Below are 16,478 nucleotides of genomic sequence, written 5' to 3'. Positions count from 1 at the left end.
GCATTTGTGTCATGGGCTATTAATCGCTGTGGCGCAAGCTTGCGAAAAATCTCGCAGAGGTTGTCCATGACCAGCGCCGAAGTCGCCAAACCCAGCCGTAAACAACGCGTGCGCACCTTGTGGATTTCCGATGTGCACCTCGGCACCCGGGATTGCCAGGCCGAGCATTTGTCGCAGTTTCTCAAGGGCTATCAGGCTGACAAGGTCTATCTGGTCGGCGACATCATCGATGGCTGGAAGCTGCGCAGCGGCATGTACTGGCCTCAGGCTCACACCAACGTCATCCGCCGTCTGCTGACCATGAGCAAGCGCGGCACCGAGGTGATTTACGTCACCGGCAACCACGATGAGTTTCTGCGGCGTTATTCGAAGCTGATTCTCGGCAACATCCAACTGGTGGACGAGGCGGTTCACGTCACCGCGGATGGTCGGCATCTGTTGGTGATTCACGGCGACCAGTTCGACGTGATCACGCGTTATCACCGCTGGCTGGCGTTTCTGGGCGATTCGGCCTACGAGTTCACCCTGACGCTCAATCGCTGGCTCAATCACTGGCGCGCGCGTTACGGCTACGGTTACTGGTCGTTGTCGGCGTACCTCAAGCACAAGGTCAAAACCGCGGTCAGCTTCATCAGCGATTTTGAAGAGGCCATTGCCCACGAGTGCGTCAAACGCAAGCTGCACGGGGTGGTTTGCGGGCACATCCACCACGCGGAAATCCGTAAGGTCGGCGAGGTGGATTACCTCAACTGTGGGGATTGGGTGGAGTCGTGCACGGCGCTGATCGAGCATTGGGATGGCTCGATCGAGTTGTACCGGTTGGCGGATGCCCAGGCGCGAGAGGCACAATTGAAGGCGGAGTTGGTGAAGGTCGCGGAACCGGTTTGATGCTGGAAAGATCGCAGCCTGCGGCAGCTCCTACGATGTTCGCGTGCTAACCCGATCCCGTAGGAGCTGCCGAAGGCTGCGATCTCTTGATCTCAGGCCGGTGCGTATTCTTCCATTGCCGCTTTGTAGATCGAGTTTTTCGGCCGGGCAAACAGGCGTTCCAGCATAGGTTCGAAGAAACTCAGCGGTAACGTGTCGTACGCTGGATCAAAGGCTGCGGCGTCGTACTTGGCGCAGAACTCGATGGTCTGTCGGTACTGCGGGTGTTCGCGAAATTGCTCGCGCAGGTGCCGGTCCATGCCCAGGTGATGGAAGAAGTAGTAGCCCTGGAAAATCCCGTGCTTTTCCACCATCCACAGGTTTTCAGCGCTGACGAATGGCTTGAGGATCGCCGCCGCGATGTCCGCGTGATTGTAGGTGCCGAGGGTATCGCCAATGTCGTGGAGCAGCGCACACACCACGTATTCCTCATCCCGGCCATCGCGCCAGGCGCGGGTCGCGGTTTGCAGTGAGTGGGTCAGACGATCGACCGGGAAACCGCCAAAATCACCCTCCAGCAGTTTCAGGTGCGCCACAATCCGTGTCGGCAATTGTTTGGCGTAGGCACTGAAGTCTGCGGCGATGATCGCCCAGTCTTCCTGCGTGCCATCCTTCATGTGGGTGAAACGGACGTGCGCATTCATCGGCTATCCTCTTATTGTTTTCGCAGGGACGTTTTGCAGTGTAGAGCCTGGATCCAATGCTGCACTGTCCGCACGGGACGGCTTGATGGCCCTGCGAGCCTGGTCAGCGATCCTGGAAAGGAGCTCTAGAACGGAATTTTGCCCAGAATCATGTCGCGGTACATGACGAAGTCGCCGAGCAGGCTGTAAAACGGATGCTGAAATGTCGCCGGTCGGTTCTTTTCAAAGAAGAAGTGGCCGACCCAGGCGAAGCTGTAACCGGCGATAGGCAGGGTCAGCAACAGCATCCAGGCACCTTTGCCGATAGCGAAGGCGAGGATGAAAATGACCAGGCTGGTGCCGACAAAGTGCAGGCGTCGGCAGGTACTGTTGCTGTGTTCGCTGAGGTAATACGGGTAAAACTCGGCGAAGCTGCTGAAACGTTTGATGTTTTCCACGACTGCGATCTCTGTGGTTATTGTTCTGCGGACCGGATGTTCTGCGGGGAGCTTATTTGAGTCTAGAGTCATCAGTGGCAACAGCCAGTGACAATAGGCGCCACTTTAGTATCCTTCTGAAAATTGGCCGTGACACGCGGCTCATCAAGTAAGAAAACGCCATGAGCGAACGAACGACTTCTGCAAGCTGGGCGATGGGGATTGTCAAAGCACTGGAGATGGACGGCCTGGATTGCCGGGTCTTGTTCAAACAGCTGGGGCTCGACTATGCGGCACTGGATGATCCGGATGCGCGCTTCCCTCAAGATTCGATGACGCGGCTCTGGCAGCGCGCGGTAGAGCTGTCCGGCAACCCGGCGATCGGTCTGAACATGGGCAAGCTGGTCCGCCCGGCATCGTTTCATGTGGTCGGCTATGCCTTGATGTCCAGCCAGACCCTGGCTGAAGGCTTTCAGCGCTTGGTGCGTTATCAGCGGATCATCGCCGAAAGCGCCGACCTCAGTTTTCGACTGTTACCTGAAGGTTATGCGCTGATTCTCACGGTGCATGGCGACCACCTGCCACCAACCCGACAAAGTGCCGAAGCGTCACTGGCCTGCGCGCTGGGCCTGTGCGGCTGGCTGACCGGGCGCACCTTGCAGCCACGTAAAGTGTTGATCCAGGGCGCTCAACCCGTAGACCTCGAACCCTACAAATTAGCCTTTCATGCGCCGCTGGAGTTCAACGCCCCGTATGACGCGCTGATCTTTGAACGAGCGGACATGGAGGCGCCGTTGCCGACTGCCAACGAGGCCATGGCGCTGTTGCATGATCGCTTTGCCGGCGAATATCTGGCGCGGTTTTCTGAAAGTCGGGTAACCCACAAGGCGCGGCAAGTGTTGTGTCGTTTGTTGCCTCAGGGCGAACCCAAACGCGATACGGTGGCGCAAACCCTGCATTTGTCCCAGCGCACCTTGCAGCGACGCTTGCAGGAGGAGGGCACGAGTTTTCAAACGCTACTCGACGACACGCGCCGCGAGTTGGCCGAGCAGTACCTGGCGCAACCGAGCATGACCCTGCTGGAAATTGCCTACCTGTTGGGGTTCGCCGATCCGAGCAATTTCTTTCGGGCCTTTCGGCGCTGGTTCGATACCACACCCGGCGAATACCGGGTGCGGCTGATGGAAGCACCCAATGAGGTCAGTGACGCCAGAACGCCGGGATACACAGCACAAACACGGTAATGATCTCCAACCGCCCGAGCAGCATACCGAGGGACAGAATCCACTTGGCGGCGTCGGGCAGTGTGGCGAAGTTGCCGGCCGGGCCAATGGTTTCGCCCAGCCCCGGGCCCACCCCGGAAACCGTACTGGCCGCACCGGTCAGGGCCGTCATCCAGTCCAGGCCCAGCAACGAGAGTGCGAGGGCGATGGCGCAAATAGTGATCGCGAAGAAGAACGAAAAGGTCAGAATCGAACGAACAATTTCTTCGTCGAGACGGTGACCGTTGTACTTCTGCTTGATCACCGCGCGCGGGTGGATCAATTGGTTAAGGTTGGCCTTGAGCAGGATAAAGGCCACCTGGAAACGGAAGATCTTGATCCCGCCAGCGGTCGAGCCCGAGCAACCACCGACAAAGCCCAGATAGAAGAACAGCATCAGTGAGAAGTTGCCCCACAGGCTGTAATCCCCCAGCGCAAAACCGGTGGTGGTAACCACTGACGTAACGTTCAGCGCAACGTGGCGCAGTGCGTCCAGCCAATGCAGGTTGGTAGTCCACCAGTACCAGGTACCGAGTACCAGCCAGGTCACCAGCAGCATGCCGAGCAATCCCTGTACCTGCTGATCCTTGATCAATGCTCGCCGATTGCCGCGCAAGGTCGCCACGTACAGGGTAAACGGCAGGCTGCCGAGAATCATGACCACCACCGCGACCCAATGCACGGCCGGCTGCGTCCACTTGGCCAGGGACTGGTCGGAGGTGGAGAAACCACCGGTGGAAATTGCCGACATCGCATGGTTGATCGCGTCGAACGGGTTCATGCCCGCCCACCAGAACGCCAGGCTGCCGAGGATGGTAATGCCGACGTAGGCGGCGACGATCAGCCGAGCCACCATGTGCGAACGTGGCATGACCTTTTCGGAACGGTCCGACGACTCGGTCTGAAAGAGCCGCATACCACCAATGCGCAGCAGTGGCAGAATGGCAACCGCCATGCCGATAAAGCCGATACCGCCCAGCCAGTGCAGCAACGAACGCCACATCAGGATGCCCGGAGACATGGTGTCCAGGCCGCTGAGTACAGTGGAACCGGTGGCGGTAATGCCTGACATGCTTTCGAAAAACGAGTCGGTGTAACTGATGCGCTGGGTCAGCAGAAACGGCAAGGCAGCGAATATGCAGACCACCACCCAGCTCGAGACGGTGAGCAGGTACATGTCTCGCGGTCGCAGGTGCACCTGCTCGGGTCGTCCGGGGATGATCAGCGCCAGACCGGCGAGAAAGGTAATCATGCTGGCCCAGAGGAACGACGGCAGGTCGCTGGTGCGGTCGTAAATCACGAGCGTCGCCATCGGCACAACCATGCTGATGGCCAGGGTGATCAGGAAGATGCCGATGATAAAACCAATAATCCGTAAGGTCGGCAACGCCATTAAATCCGCTCGGGCTGATAGGGAAGGGCACCATTCTACCTGCGAGGCAGGTCATGTAAACCGGCACCCCGGCGGCGGTTGCCGCTAGAATAGTCAGACATTTTTTTCAGGAGGTGGCCGATGCAGGCTCTCGACGCTTTGCTCAACCGTGTTTCCGTTCCGCGTTTGCTCGACCCGGCGCCTACTGCCGCACAACGGGAAGTGTTGTTTGCTGCGGCCATGCGCGCACCGGATCACGGGCATTTGCAGCCGTGGCGTTTTCTGACGGTCGAAGGCGCGGCGCGTGAGCAATTGGGCGAGTTGCTGGCCGAGGCTGCACGCCTGCAAGACGCCGATGTGCCTCAGGCCTTGGTGGACAAGGCGCGCAATGGCCCGCTGCGTGCACCGTTGGTAGTCGTTGTGGTGGCGCGTCTGCAAGACCACATCAAAGTGCCGAAGTCCGAGCAGTTGCTGGCTGCAGGTTGCGCGGCCCACGGTATCTTGCTGGCGGCTTACGCTCAGGGTATCGGCGCGGTATGGCGTACTGGCGAGCTGGTCTATTCGGCGCATGTGGCCAAAGGCTTGGACCTGGCGGAAGGTGAAGAGGTCATTGCATTCCTTTACCTGGGCACTCCGCAGAACGAACCGCGGGTGGCTGGCAAAGTCGATCTCGCCGAGTTCGTCAGTGCCTGGCCTGCCAAGGGCTGAAGGCTTCGATCTAATGTGTAAGGGCTTGTGTGGGAGCGGGCTTGCTCGCGAATCAAGCGCCGCGGTACGCCAGACGGACCGCGTTATCGTTCTTCGCGAGCAAGCCCGCTCCCACAGGTATTCAGGGCTGAACCACAGCCCCCGGTTCCAACGGCAGATCCAGGCTGGCGATGAACCCGCCCTCCGGGTGGTTGGCCAGAATCAGGCTGCCGCCGTGGCGCTCCGCCGCACGGCGGGCGATGGCCAGTCCCAGGCCATGTCCGGCGGCCGTCTGGCCGGGTGCCCGATAAAACGGTTCCCCCAGTTGGCTCAAATGCTCGGCCTCTACGCCGGGGCCATGGTCGCGCACACTGAGCACAATCCGATCCGCCTGACGCAAAGCCAACACCTCAATCGGCTGTCCAGCCGGGTTGAAGCGTTGGGCGTTGCGCAACAGATTGTCCAGGGCCCGCTCGATCATGGTCGGCCAGCCCTTGAGGCTCAATTGCTGTTCGGCTTCGATACGTATGCTTTGCTCCGGCGAGCCAAGCTGAGCGTCTTTTTTCAGAGTGTTCAGCAGCGCGTTGAGGTCAACCTCTTCGGCACTCGCGTTGTCGGCGTCGACCCGTGCCAGTACCAGAATTTCACTGATCAGCGCTTCAAGGCGATCACATTCGCGGGTCAGTCGTGGCCAGAGTTTTTCACGCTCTTCGGGGCCGGCCCGTTCCGCGAGGGCCAGGGCGATACGCAACCGGGCCAACGGTGAACGCAGCTCGTGAGACACGTCGCGCAGCAATTGCCGCTGACTGCCGATCAGGCTTTGCAGGCGTGCGCCCATGCGGTTGAAGTCGTTGGCCAGCACGCCAAACTCGTCACGCCGGTTGGCCAGTCGGGCCAGGCTGTTTTGTTGATAGGTGGTTTGGCCGAGGTCATGCACCGCACCGCGCAGACGGCTCAACGGGCGAGTAATGGACAGGGTCACCAGCAGGCTGAACAGCGTCAGCACCACCAAGGCAATCGACAGTGCACTGAGGGGCCAAAGCAGGCTGGAGCGGTGCCAGGCGTTGAGCTCTGGATGCGGAATACGGTAGATCAGCAAGTAAGTTTCAGCGCTTTTCGGGCTGGTGTACTCGACGGTCAGGCGCCGCCAGGGCAGGTGGCGGTCGTTGTCGTCGGAGTTGTCGCTCTGTCTTGCTTCCAATGCCGCCGCGCGGCGAGGGAAGGTGCCGCGCACCACCGGGTCGCCACTTTCGTTCAGCACCTGAACGTCGATGTGGTAACGCCGTTTGCGTTGTTCGAGCAGCGCTTGCGCGGCGTCCTCGCCACTTTCTTCGTAGAGCTGCGTCCACTCTTGCGCCAGGGTATTGAGGCCTGGGTGGCGACTGAGAATCCAGGCGTCCTGGTTCAACATGTGCCCGAGCAGAATCGACAGCCCTGCAACCAGAGCGATGGCCAGCCAGAAACTGGCAAGGATGCGCCAGAACAATGAACGCACGGGAAGTCCTCAAACAAAGAAAGCCCAATGGCGATTAACCATTGGGCTGGGATGTAGCGCTAGAACATTATTGCGCTTTTTTCGGTTGTTGGGCTTTCCACGCTTGAAACTCGGCCCATTCGGCTTTGCGTTCGGCCTGCTTTTTTTGGATGGCGTCGAACTTCTGCTGCTGGTCCGGCTTGAGAAGGGCACGGATGTCTTTCTCGGTTTTCTGGCGGCCGGCCGCCATTTGGTCTTTCATTGCCTGCTGATCGGCTGGCGAGAGTTTTTGCAGGTACTGCTCTACCAACTCTCTACGCGCATGCATCTGCTCGCCAATCAGTTTGCGGATCTGCTCGCGTTGTTCGTGGCTCAGGTCGAGCTCTCTGTAAGTGCCTTTGCCGCCGTGCATATGCTCGCTGTAACCGTGGCCGTCCATTGGCCCCATCGGGCCCTGGCCTTCTTGCGCGGCCATGGCAATGGTCGGCAGTGCGGCAGCAAACATCAAAGCGATAAGGGTCTTGCGCATGGTGTGTCTCCTTGTCTCGTTCCCGGTGTGTTCCGGATGAGTACAGATTACGGAGATCAAGGTCAGCGGCGGTCAGCGGAGCGTAAAGCTTGGGTAAAGACGGTTTTCTGTCGTCCTGACAAAACAAGCCCCCGTAGCAGCTGGCGAGCCCGCGAGCCTGCGTTCGGCCGCGTAGCGGTCGTAAATTCAGGCACTGCAGTGTTTCAGGGAGACCGAGTCGATAGGTTTTACGACTGCTTCGCAGCCGAACGCAGGCTACGCCAGCTGCTACAGGGAAGTGTGTCGGTCGTTAGAGGCTGTAGTAATAACCGCGGCTGCGCAGGGCAACGATGCGTGGGCGGCCGTCGGGGTGCGGTCCGATTTTCTTGCGCAGGTTGCTGACGTGCATGTCCAGGCTACGGTCGTACAGGGTCAGCTTGCGACCGAGGGCGATCTGCGCCAGTTCCTGCTTGTCCAGTGGCTCGCCGGGTTGCTTGAGCAGGGCTTCGAGCAGGCGACTTTCGGAGACGGTCAGGGTGAATTCCTGTTCATCGATGCTGACCACGCCACGGATCGGGCTGAAACACAGATCGCCGAGTTCCATCTGGCTGGATACCGCTGCCGGATGACTGCGCCGCAGTACTGCGCGCAGGCGGGCCGTCAGCTCCCGAGGATCGCACGGCTTGGCCAGGTAATCGTCGGCACCCAGTTCCAGGCCGAGGATACGGTCCAGCGGTTCGCCACGGGCCGAGAGCATCACCACCGGCAGATCCGGGTGGTCGCTGCGTAATTGCTTGAGCAGTTCCAGACCGCTGCCGTCGGGCAGCATTACGTCCAGCACCACCGCCGCCGGCGCGGACTCGGCCAAGGCGCGGCGCGCACTCAGACCATCGTGGCAGGCGCGCACGACAAAACCTTCCTGGCTCAGCCAACTGCTCAGAAGCTCACACAGCTCCTGGTCATCATCAATTAGTAACAGCTCGCTCATGACTCACTCAATTTAGCCATTGCCGACGTTGTCTACGTCCACCACTGGCGAAGATACCGCAGAGCAGGGCCAATAGCGCTACTCCCGCGCCCGTGACGAACCACTGTTGCTGATCGCTCAGCAGACGCGGCTGGGGGCTGGCCTGGACTTCCTTGAGTTGCAGCTTGAGGCGCTGATTCTCTTCGCGCAACCGGCCCAGCTGGGCGCTTTCGCGTTCGTTGTCGGCATTTTGCAGTTGTTTGTTCAGTTCTTCTCGTTGCCGCTCGCTTTCTTTCAAGCGTTGCTGCAATTCGGTGATCTGGCCGCCGGCGCTTAATGACAGAGGCGTTGAATAACCTGAGTCCGAGTGCTCTTCGGCATGGGCGAGGGCCCCGATCGATAACATGACCAACAGCAGGCACAGCGGACCTTGGCGCATCGAAACTCCTGATTCCAATCGAGTGTTGGGCAGGTTGTCGGCCGTTGAACGAGAATAATGAGCAGTTGAACGCGCGATCAACCGAAGGTTCATCGCGCCGGTGCTGGGTTATGGCAGGACTTGCTTGAACGGTTTGACCAGAACGTTGGCATAGACGCCTGCGGCGATATACGGATCGGCGTCGGCCCAGGCCCTGGCGGCTTCAAGGGAGGCGAACTCGGCGACGATCAGGCTGCCGGTGAAACCCGCAGCGCCCGGATCATTGCTGTCGACGGCAGGGTGCGGCCCCGCCAGAACCACGCGGCCCTCGGCCTTGAGCTGTTGCAGCCGTTCTATGTGTGCAGGGCGCGCAGCCAGGCGCTTTTCCAGGGAGTTGGCGACGTCTGTAGCAATGATTGCGTAAAGCATGTCAGTCCTCGGTCTTTGGCGTAGTAGTGTCGGCATCGTGCAGGTGGCGGGACAGGTAAATACCCTGCCCGACCAGGAACAGCAGGGTCATGCCCAGGCTGCCGAAGACTTTGAAGTCGACCCAATAGCTCTGGAATGTGAACGCGACGAACAGGTTGGCCGCGCCGCAAAACAGGAAAAAGCCGATCCAGGCGATGTTCAGGCGGGTCCAGACCGAGTCCGGCAGGGTCAGCGCGTGACCCATGATGCGTTTGATCAGCAGTTGGTCACCGATGAAGTGACTGCCGATAAAGGCCAGGGCGAACAGCCAGTTAACCACCGGCGCCTTCCATTTAAGGAAGGTTTCGCTGTGGAAGGCCAGGGTCAGGCTACCAAAGACCAGGCAGGCGATCAGGGTCAGCCACTGGCTCTTCTCCAGCTTGCGCTGTTTGATAAACAGCGTGCCGTAGACCACCAGGGAGCTGATGATCAGCATCGCAGTGGCGCTGTAAATACCACCTACCGTCAGTTGATGACCGGCGATGTCGACGACCCGTGGATCGATTTTGTAGACGATGAAAAACAGCAGAAGCGGGATGAAGTCGATGAATTGTTTCACAGTGGCAGCCAGAAGCAGGATGTGGCGGCATAATAACAAACATATTGGGTCGCGAAAGCGCCAGCTGATTTGAGGTTACACAGTCCTGTGAATGTTGATTTGCACTGCCATAGCACGGCCTCCGATGGCGCCCTGGCGCCTGCGGTACTGGTTGCGCGTGCGTTCGAGAAAGGCGTGCGAGTCCTGGCCTTGACCGATCACGACACCCTTGAAGGCCTCGACGAGGCCCGCAGCGCTGCGGTTGCGCTGGGGATGCAACTGGTCAACGGCGTCGAATTGTCCTGCACCTGGGGGGGCGCGACCATTCATGTGCTCGGTTACGGTTTCGATGTCAACGCGCCGGCGTTGGTCGAGGCAATTGCCAAATTGCATGACGGGCGCTGGCTGAGGTCCGAAGAAATCAGCCGCAAGCTCGAACTCAAGGGTATGCCGGGTGCGCTGGAAGGCGCGCGGGCTATCCAGCAGGAGCTCGGCGACAGTGGCAATGCGCCGGCCCGACCGCACTTTGCCGACTATTTGGTCCGCGCCGGCTTCGTCAAGGACCGCGCCGAAGCCTTCCGCAAGTGGCTGGGCGCCGGCAAGCTGGGGGACGTCAAGCAGCACTGGCCGACCCTGGAGGAAACCGTCGAAACCCTGCGCGCCGCCGGGGCCTGGGTCAGTCTGGCGCACCCTTGGCACTATGATTTCACCCGCAGCAAACGCCGCCGTCTGATTGCCGACTATATTCAAGCAGGTGGCCACGCTATTGAGGTGGTCAATGGCCATCAGCCGGCCGAGCAGGTCGGTAGCCTGGCTATTCTTGCACGTGAATTTGGTCTGCTGGTCAGTGCCGGCAGTGATTTCCATGGACCCGGAGGCTGGTCCGAGATCGGCGAATACCGCCCAATCCCGGAGGACCTGCCGCCGCTTTGGTGTCGGTTCAAACATGACCCAGCCGTTATTGCCGTCTGAACAGGTAGAAAATGTGAGTCAATTTTTCCAGATTCATCCGGAAAACCCGCAAGCGCGCCTGATTAAACAAGCGGTAGAAATCATTCGAGCCGGCGGTGTGGTGATCTATCCCACCGACTCGTCCTACGCCATTGGCTGCCAGATCGGCGACAAGAACGCTGTCGAGCGTGTGCGTCGACTACGGCAACTGGACGAAAAACACAACTTCGCACTGATCTGCAGTGACCTGTCGCAACTTGGGCTGTTCGCCAAGATCGATACCGGCACCTTCCGCTTGCTCAAGGCCCACTTGCCGGGGCCTTACACCTTCATTCTCAACGCCACCCGCGAAGTGCCACGACTGCTGCTGCACCCGAAGAAGCGCACCATCGGTTTGCGGGTGCCAAGCCATCCGATTGCCCTGGCGTTGCTCGAAGAGCTGGGCGAGCCGCTGATGAGTGTGACCCTGATCATGCCCGGCGACACCGATCCGTTGAGCGACCCTTATGAAATGCGTCAGTTGCTTGAGCATCAGGTCGACCTGATCATCGACGGTGGTTTTGGCGGTATCAAAGCCTCTACGGTGATCAACCTGGCCGACGGCGAGCCAGTAGTGATTCGCATCGGTTGCGGCGATCCCGCGCCGTTTACGGTTGAGGCCTAGATGTCCGCAGTAGAGCCCGTCGATAGCCAGGCCGGCGCACAGCAAGAGCTGCCGTTCGCCATGGTTTATGGCCAGGCGGTCATGGAAATGCCGCTGGACCTGTACATTCCTCCAGACGCGCTGGAGGTCTTCCTTGAAGCCTTCGAGGGCCCTCTCGATTTGCTGCTGTACCTGATCCGCAAGCAGAACATCAACATCCTCGACATTCCGGTGGCGGAAATTACCCGGCAGTACATGGGCTATGTCGAGTTGATGCAGTCGGTGCGGCTGGAGCTGGCCGCCGAGTATCTGGTGATGGCGGCCATGCTCGCCGAGATCAAGTCGCGGATGCTGCTGCCGCGCTCGGCCGAGATCGAAGAGGAAGAAGACGACCCCCGCGCCGAGCTGATCCGCCGCTTGCAGGAGTACGAACGCTTCAAGGCGGCCGCCGAAGGTATCGACGGCCTGAGCCGGGTCGGCCGCGATGTGGTGGTGCCCAAGCTTGATGCCCCGGAGGCGCGGGCGCGCAAGTTGCTGCCGGACGTGAGTCTGGAAGAGTTGCTGATGTCCATGGCCGAGGTGCTGCGCCGTGGCGATATGTTCGAAAGCCATCAGGTCAGCCGCGAGGCGTTGTCGACGCGCGAGCGCATGAGCGATGTGCTGGAACGGCTCAAGGGCGGCGGTTTTGTGCCTTTTGTCGAGCTGTTCACCGCTGAAGAAGGACGCTTGGGTGTGGTCGTGACCTTTATGGCGATCCTCGAACTGGTCAAGGAATCCTTGGTCGAGCTGGTACAGAATGAGCCGTTTGCGGCTATCCATGTGCGGGCGCGAGCCGAATAACGAGCTAAATCAATGAATCTGAGTGAACCCCGCGAGCTGGCGCCACTGCTTGAAGCCTTTCTGTTGGCCTCGGGAAAGCCGCAGTCGATGGAGCGTCTGTTCGAGCTCTTCGAAGAGGGCGAGCGCCCGGAGCCGCCAGTCTTCAAGAAGGCCTTGGCGATTCTTGCCAAGTCCTGCGACGGCCGGGCTTTTGAGTTGAAGGAAGTCGCTTCGGGCTACCGTCTGCAAATTCGCGAGAAGTTCGCGCCGTGGGTCGGACGTCTGTGGGAAGAACGCCCGCAGCGCTATTCCCGAGCAATGCTGGAGACCATGGCGTTGATCGCCTATCGTCAGCCGATCACCCGTGGCGAGATCGAGGATGTGCGCGGTGTGGCGGTCAACAGCCACATCGTCAAAACCCTGCTGGAGCGTGAGTGGATCAGGGTCGTCGGTTACCGCGACGTACCGGGCAAGCCGGCGATGTTCGCCACCACCAAGGCGTTTCTCGATCATTTCAACCTGAAGAACCTCGACGACCTGCCACCGCTGGCCGAACTGCGCGAGCTGGAGCCCGAGCCGATGCTCGAGTTCGACGACGCACCGGTGCCGCAGAGCCTGCAAGAACTGGCCGATGCCAGCGCCGAGCCGGAAGAGCCGAAGGACGAAACCAGTTTCCATACCTTGTTGCTGGAGCTGGACTCGATGGAAGAGGGAATCAAGACCGACTTCGATGATTTGCTGCGTGATGGGGCGGTGAGCGAGGCTGAAGAAGGTCTGGATCAGCCTGAGCCCGAATCCAAGCCTGAAATCGTAGAGCCTGAAGCCGAAATCGAAGCAGAGCAGGACGACGACATCCTCGGTGTCGCCGAAGCGCGGGAGAAACTGCTCGCCGCCGTCGCCGCACTGGAACAACCCAAGCCAGAACCTGAGCTGAGCGACGAAGAAGCCGAAGCCCTGGCCCTCGCCGAAGCGATCGAGAACGAACGCCGCCAGTTCGACGATTGACGCATATCACTGTGGGAGCGAGCTTGCTCGCGAAAGCGGTATGCCAGGCGACATTGATGCTGAATGTGACGCCGTCATCGCGAGCAAGCTCGCTCCCACAATGACTCCAGTGTCTGATGAACCTCTGTGTCACCGGTCGGCGGAAAAACCACTAACCCACCGTTTATCCGCTAGTCTCTGATGCGCGAGCGGCGCCATGCGCGTATGATTCGCGACCCTTCGGCGATCCTTTCGCCCAAAGACCAGATTTCAAATCTTCAGGCCAGGCCTGAACAGACCACACCGGGAGGTGCCCAGATGAGTATCAACGACCAGAAAGACGACCAGGAAATCGGCCCAGCAGGCGAAAAACTGCAGAAAGTCCTCGCCCGTATCGGCGTTGGCTCGCGCCGCGACGTAGAAGCCTGGATCAGTCATGGCCGGATCAAGGTCAACGGCAAAGATGCCACCCTTGGCCTGCGAGTCGACCTGCACGACGCCATCACCATCGATGGCAAGGTGATCAAGCGTGAAGAAGCGGCTGAATCGGTCCGCCGCGTGATCATGTACAACAAACCCGACGGCGAAATCTGCACCCGTGACGACCCTGAAGGCCGTCCGACCGTGTTCGACAAAATGCCGAAACCAAAAGAAGGCCGCTGGATCAACATCGGTCGTCTGGACATCAACACCACTGGTTTGCTGATGTTCACCACCGACGGTGAACTGGCTAACCGCCTGATGCACCCTTCCTACGAAATGGACCGTGAGTATGCGGTACGTGTACGTGGCGAAGTCGACGACGAAATGATCGAGCGCCTGAAGGCGGGCGTGGTTCTCGAAGACGGCCCGGCGAAGTTCACCGACATCAAGCAGGCTCCAGGTGGTGAAGGTTTCAACCACTGGTACCACTGCGTGGTGATGGAAGGTCGTAACCGTGAAGTACGTCGTCTGTGGGAATCCCAGGGTCTGGTGGTCAGCCGTCTGAAGCGCGTGCGTTTCGGTCCGGTGTTCCTCAACTCTGACCTGCCGATGGGCCGCTGGCGCGAAATGAGCCAGTATGAAGTCGACATTCTCAGTGCTGAAGTCGGTTTGACCCCTGTGGCCATGCCGCAAATGAACGCCAAGAGCAAAGACAAGCTTGAGCGTATGCAGCGCAAGTCGTCCCGTCCGGTCGGCAAGAGCGAGCGCGTGCGGACCCTGCGTCCAGCCACCGCTGCTCCTGCTGCAGGTCCGCGCCCGGCGCGTGAGCCGCAGATCGAAGGCGAGCGTCCAGCCCGCAAGCCAGCGCCACGTCAGGACGGCGAGCGCGGTCCACGTACGCCGCGTCCGGCCAACGGTCGCACTGAGCGTGGCGAAGGCCGCGGCGCTCCAGCCGGTGGTCGCAGCGATCGCGGTGCTCCGGCAGGTCGTGGTGAGTCGGGTCGCGGTACGCCAGTGGCAGATCGTCCGTCTGACACCAAGCGCCCGGCCAAGCCAGCGCCGAAGAAACGTCCAGGCATCGTCCTGGTCGACCGTGACGCGCCATCGGGCAAACGTCGCGGCGCACCGGCCGGTTCCGGCCAGCGTCCAGGCTTTGGTCGTCGCAAGCCGGAGTGAAGCAGTTCTAAGCTTCAAGCTATAAGCTGCAAGTGAAAAAGCGCCAACCCTGAGGTTGGCGTTTTTTTTGCTCTTCTACTTGCAGCTTGAGGCTTGCAGCTTGTAGCTGCTTCTAGAACACAAACCGCCCGTCAAACACCGGCTTGTCATCCAGCGCCAGCACACCGCTGGCGAAGATCAGGTCCAGGTGATGGCTGCCCTTGGCGCCACCGCCCAACCCCAGATGCAGGCCGCAATGGCGCTCTTCGAAGCCTGCGTTGCGCGCATACAGGTCCTTGACGCCCTCATTGGTACCGATCCCCAATTCCTCGATGCGTCGGTTGGACGGGTTGGCGTCCAGGTACTTGTTGAAGTCATGTTCCAGCCCCGGCACTTGCGTGGCGATTCGGTTGATGGTCGAGTTCTCGATCCACAACTCCAGCGGCGATTCGAGCACGCCATATTTGCGGGCGAAGGGGATGGTGCCGAGGAAGGTCCCGACGAATTTCACCTGGCCATTGATGGCCTCACTGTGGGTGGCGATCTCGCCGGGCGCCAGATCGAAATTGCCGACGCCGTTGATATTGGTCCACTTCTTGATACTGCTCAGCGGTGTTTCGAAGTAAGAGCCATGCCGATCACTGAAGCTCAGGGTCGTGGCCTGGGACATGCGCTGGATCAGGTGGCTGTTGAGCCCGGCGATACGTTGCGGTGTGACGCTGAAGGTGTCGTAGAAGTAATCGCCGTAATCCTTGAACAGCAGCGACTTTTTCCAGTTGTCGGCCATGAGGCTTTGCAGGGCGCGAACAAAGTCGGGGCCGTCCGGGCGCGGGTTGGGCAGGGTCGACGAGTCGTAGAAGAAAATGTACAGATCGCAGTCGGCAATGGCCTGTGCCAGGGCCTGGGTCGGTTCGAGGTCCAGGCGCATGGCGCTGAACCGGAATGGCTCGTTGGACGCTTGTTCGATGATCGCGCCGGTCAATGCTTCGTAAGGCGCGGTATGCCCAAGCAAAACCTTGGCCGGACGTACGCCAACCAGCGCGGGGTGGTGTTCGAGGTAATAAAGGAAATGCGAAATGGCGCGGTGTCTATCCATGAATCCTCCCTGACTGTCAGCCAACAGCGGCAGCGGCGACCGGTCGGGTCGTCGCTGCCTGGATGTCTTACATCGGCCACATCGCCGTGCCGAACGGAACGACCGCGTCGGCTTGCATCATTTCGACGGCAGCGTCATGGGTCGGCGCCTCAAACCAATCGTCCAGTTGCAGTTCAGTTTCCAAGTCTTTTTCCAATGCTTGCATAGTGAATCTCCTAGATGACTTTTTCGGTTGAATGGCGGTGCTGTTTTCCGTGCATGAATAAATCATTGCGACTGAAAAGAGTTGCCGCTTACTTGCAGGACTTTACGGTCTGGCAAGTGGCTGAAAACCTAGTCCAGTATTTTTTAAAATACAATTTAATATTTAAATTTGTCTTTTGTGAAATTTTTATTCTGTTTTGTGTTGTTGTTTTTTTCAATTAAAAACAAATCGCTAACTCGGTCTCATCCATAGGAATGGGACTACCGTCAATTTGCAGTCGGTCTACAGAAAGATCTGTTGTGGAAAAAATACGTTACGCATCGTAAAGAAGGCTTTACGAAAAGCCGCGTTCTGCACCACGGATTCGCGTTGTCACGCGGGCTGTAAGGAAAAGCTTCCGGCTGGAGCTCGTTCATGCGGTTTGCACGGCTCTGGTCCGCTTGTTTCAGGACGGTTTCAGCGGTGAGATGCGCCATGCCTGTCGTGCAGGTGCATAACAAGAAGGAGGCGCAATGAACGCC

The 16,478-nt window shown here is 59.4% G+C and carries 19 protein-coding genes; 8 read left to right on the top strand and 11 right to left on the bottom strand.

From position 1 onward, the window contains the following. The first annotated feature begins 66 nt into the window (after nucleotides 1-66). Nucleotides 67-888, top strand: coding sequence for a UDP-2,3-diacylglucosamine diphosphatase (locus ACIPIN_RS04090; protein WP_401115641.1), 822 nt, complete (start codon nucleotides 67-69; stop codon nucleotides 886-888). Nucleotides 889-980: 92 nt separating this feature from the next. Here ACIPIN_RS04090 and ACIPIN_RS04085 read toward each other — a convergent pair whose 3' ends face one another. Both ACIPIN_RS04085 and ACIPIN_RS04080 read right to left on the bottom strand, forming a co-directional pair. Further along, complete coding sequence (locus tag ACIPIN_RS04085) at nucleotides 981-1,571, bottom strand: HD domain-containing protein (RefSeq protein ID WP_401115638.1); 591 nt, start codon at nucleotides 1,569-1,571, stop codon at nucleotides 981-983. A gap of 125 nt (nucleotides 1,572-1,696) precedes the next feature. Continuing rightward, nucleotides 1,697-2,008 (bottom strand): Mpo1-like protein, encoded by a 312-nt coding sequence (locus ACIPIN_RS04080; RefSeq protein ID WP_401115635.1) that lies wholly within the window; start codon nucleotides 2,006-2,008, stop codon nucleotides 1,697-1,699. Between the two features lie 161 nt (nucleotides 2,009-2,169). Here ACIPIN_RS04080 and ACIPIN_RS04075 point away from each other — a divergent pair, with 161 nt between their 5' ends. Further along, nucleotides 2,170-3,231, top strand: a complete 1,062-nt coding sequence (locus ACIPIN_RS04075) for an AraC family transcriptional regulator (RefSeq protein WP_401115632.1) — start codon at nucleotides 2,170-2,172, stop codon at nucleotides 3,229-3,231. On the opposite strand, the gene ACIPIN_RS04070 is transcribed toward ACIPIN_RS04075, so the two are convergent. Further along, the gene (locus ACIPIN_RS04070) at nucleotides 3,188-4,642 is read right to left on the bottom strand and encodes a TrkH family potassium uptake protein (protein ID WP_401115629.1); all 1,455 of its coding nucleotides are present in this window, start codon (nucleotides 4,640-4,642) and stop codon (nucleotides 3,188-3,190) included. The genes ACIPIN_RS04075 and ACIPIN_RS04070 overlap by 44 nt on opposite strands. A 120-nt stretch (nucleotides 4,643-4,762) precedes the next feature. On the opposite strand from ACIPIN_RS04070, the gene ACIPIN_RS04065 reads away from it, so the two are divergent. After that, on the top strand, nucleotides 4,763-5,329 hold the full coding sequence (locus ACIPIN_RS04065) for a nitroreductase family protein (RefSeq protein ID WP_401115626.1): 567 nt from the start codon (nucleotides 4,763-4,765) through the stop codon (nucleotides 5,327-5,329). A 121-nt stretch (nucleotides 5,330-5,450) separates the two neighbouring features. Here the strand turns inward: ACIPIN_RS04065 and ACIPIN_RS04060 are convergent, their stop codons facing one another. From ACIPIN_RS04060 to ACIPIN_RS04035, 6 genes are all read right to left on the bottom strand, one after another. Further along, nucleotides 5,451-6,803 carry a sensor histidine kinase gene (locus tag ACIPIN_RS04060; protein WP_401115623.1) on the bottom strand — a complete coding sequence of 451 codons (1,353 nt, stop codon included), beginning with the start codon at nucleotides 6,801-6,803 and terminating at the stop codon, nucleotides 5,451-5,453. 67 nt (nucleotides 6,804-6,870) lie between these two features. Next, on the bottom strand, nucleotides 6,871-7,311 hold the full coding sequence (locus ACIPIN_RS04055; RefSeq protein ID WP_401115620.1) for an LTXXQ domain protein: 441 nt from the start codon (nucleotides 7,309-7,311) through the stop codon (nucleotides 6,871-6,873). 289 nt (nucleotides 7,312-7,600) lie between these two features. Beyond that, nucleotides 7,601-8,278 (bottom strand): response regulator transcription factor, encoded by a 678-nt coding sequence (locus ACIPIN_RS04050; protein WP_401115617.1) that lies wholly within the window; start codon nucleotides 8,276-8,278, stop codon nucleotides 7,601-7,603. A 7-nt stretch (nucleotides 8,279-8,285) separates the two neighbouring features. Further along, nucleotides 8,286-8,696 carry a translation initiation factor 2 gene (locus ACIPIN_RS04045; protein ID WP_401115614.1) on the bottom strand — a complete coding sequence of 137 codons (411 nt, stop codon included), beginning with the start codon at nucleotides 8,694-8,696 and terminating at the stop codon, nucleotides 8,286-8,288. A gap of 108 nt (nucleotides 8,697-8,804) precedes the next feature. Further along, on the bottom strand, nucleotides 8,805-9,104 hold the full coding sequence (locus ACIPIN_RS04040; RefSeq protein WP_401115611.1) for a YciI family protein: 300 nt from the start codon (nucleotides 9,102-9,104) through the stop codon (nucleotides 8,805-8,807). A 1-nt stretch (nucleotide 9,105) separates the two neighbouring features. Next, entirely contained in the window at nucleotides 9,106-9,702 is a 597-nt protein-coding gene (locus ACIPIN_RS04035; protein WP_401115608.1) for a septation protein A, read from the bottom strand. 87 nt (nucleotides 9,703-9,789) lie between these two features. Between ACIPIN_RS04035 and ACIPIN_RS04030 the strand changes: the two genes are divergently transcribed. From ACIPIN_RS04030 to rluB, 5 genes are all read left to right on the top strand, one after another. Next, a complete protein-coding gene (locus ACIPIN_RS04030; RefSeq protein WP_401115605.1) occupies nucleotides 9,790-10,653 on the top strand; it encodes a PHP domain-containing protein in 864 nt (287 codons plus the stop codon). Nucleotides 10,654-10,666: 13 nt separating this feature from the next. Continuing rightward, the gene (locus ACIPIN_RS04025; protein WP_401115602.1) at nucleotides 10,667-11,296 is read left to right on the top strand and encodes an L-threonylcarbamoyladenylate synthase; all 630 of its coding nucleotides are present in this window, start codon (nucleotides 10,667-10,669) and stop codon (nucleotides 11,294-11,296) included. A gap of 120 nt (nucleotides 11,297-11,416) precedes the next feature. After that, nucleotides 11,417-12,115 carry a segregation and condensation protein A gene (locus ACIPIN_RS04020; protein WP_401115848.1) on the top strand — a complete coding sequence of 233 codons (699 nt, stop codon included), beginning with the start codon at nucleotides 11,417-11,419 and terminating at the stop codon, nucleotides 12,113-12,115. A 12-nt stretch (nucleotides 12,116-12,127) separates the two neighbouring features. Then, nucleotides 12,128-13,099: an SMC-Scp complex subunit ScpB gene (scpB, locus tag ACIPIN_RS04015; RefSeq protein WP_401115599.1), complete on the top strand. Its 972-nt coding sequence runs from the start codon at nucleotides 12,128-12,130 to the stop codon at nucleotides 13,097-13,099. A 297-nt stretch (nucleotides 13,100-13,396) separates the two neighbouring features. Further along, nucleotides 13,397-14,677 (top strand): 23S rRNA pseudouridine(2605) synthase RluB, encoded by a 1,281-nt coding sequence (gene rluB / locus ACIPIN_RS04010; RefSeq protein WP_401115596.1) that lies wholly within the window; start codon nucleotides 13,397-13,399, stop codon nucleotides 14,675-14,677. A 112-nt stretch (nucleotides 14,678-14,789) separates the two neighbouring features. Here rluB and ACIPIN_RS04005 read toward each other — a convergent pair whose 3' ends face one another. Together ACIPIN_RS04005 and ACIPIN_RS04000 are read right to left on the bottom strand one after the other, a co-directional pair. Then, nucleotides 14,790-15,752 carry a leucyl aminopeptidase gene (locus tag ACIPIN_RS04005; RefSeq protein WP_401115593.1) on the bottom strand — a complete coding sequence of 321 codons (963 nt, stop codon included), beginning with the start codon at nucleotides 15,750-15,752 and terminating at the stop codon, nucleotides 14,790-14,792. A gap of 67 nt (nucleotides 15,753-15,819) precedes the next feature. Further along, complete coding sequence (locus ACIPIN_RS04000; RefSeq protein ID WP_262116637.1) at nucleotides 15,820-15,957, bottom strand: hypothetical protein; 138 nt, start codon at nucleotides 15,955-15,957, stop codon at nucleotides 15,820-15,822. Nucleotides 15,958-16,478: the final 521 nt, after the last annotated feature.

This window comes from Pseudomonas sp. NPDC087697 (assembly GCF_044743155.1).
Lineage (GTDB): Bacteria > Pseudomonadota > Gammaproteobacteria > Pseudomonadales > Pseudomonadaceae > Aquipseudomonas.
The sequence above is the reverse complement of the archived record's forward strand: the minus strand, read 5'-3'. Positions and strand labels throughout refer to the sequence as shown.

Coding starts and splice junctions, on each gene's coding strand:
- ACIPIN_RS04090 (WP_401115641.1), top strand. CDS start 67: ATGACCAGCGCCGAAGTCGCCAAACCCAGCCGTAAACAACGCGTGCGC.
- ACIPIN_RS04085 (WP_401115638.1), bottom strand. CDS start 1,571: ATGAATGCGCACGTCCGTTTCACCCACATGAAGGATGGCACGCAGGAA.
- ACIPIN_RS04075 (WP_401115632.1), top strand. CDS start 2,170: ATGAGCGAACGAACGACTTCTGCAAGCTGGGCGATGGGGATTGTCAAA.
- ACIPIN_RS04070 (WP_401115629.1), bottom strand. CDS start 4,642: ATGGCGTTGCCGACCTTACGGATTATTGGTTTTATCATCGGCATCTTC.
- ACIPIN_RS04065 (WP_401115626.1), top strand. CDS start 4,763: ATGCAGGCTCTCGACGCTTTGCTCAACCGTGTTTCCGTTCCGCGTTTG.
- ACIPIN_RS04055 (WP_401115620.1), bottom strand. CDS start 7,311: ATGCGCAAGACCCTTATCGCTTTGATGTTTGCTGCCGCACTGCCGACC.
- ACIPIN_RS04050 (WP_401115617.1), bottom strand. CDS start 8,278: ATGAGCGAGCTGTTACTAATTGATGATGACCAGGAGCTGTGTGAGCTT.
- ACIPIN_RS04045 (WP_401115614.1), bottom strand. CDS start 8,696: ATGCGCCAAGGTCCGCTGTGCCTGCTGTTGGTCATGTTATCGATCGGG.
- ACIPIN_RS04040 (WP_401115611.1), bottom strand. CDS start 9,104: ATGCTTTACGCAATCATTGCTACAGACGTCGCCAACTCCCTGGAAAAG.
- scpB (WP_401115599.1), top strand. CDS start 12,128: ATGAATCTGAGTGAACCCCGCGAGCTGGCGCCACTGCTTGAAGCCTTT.
- rluB (WP_401115596.1), top strand. CDS start 13,397: ATGAGTATCAACGACCAGAAAGACGACCAGGAAATCGGCCCAGCAGGC.
- ACIPIN_RS04005 (WP_401115593.1), bottom strand. CDS start 15,752: ATGGATAGACACCGCGCCATTTCGCATTTCCTTTATTACCTCGAACAC.
- ACIPIN_RS04000 (WP_262116637.1), bottom strand. CDS start 15,957: ATGCAAGCATTGGAAAAAGACTTGGAAACTGAACTGCAACTGGACGAT.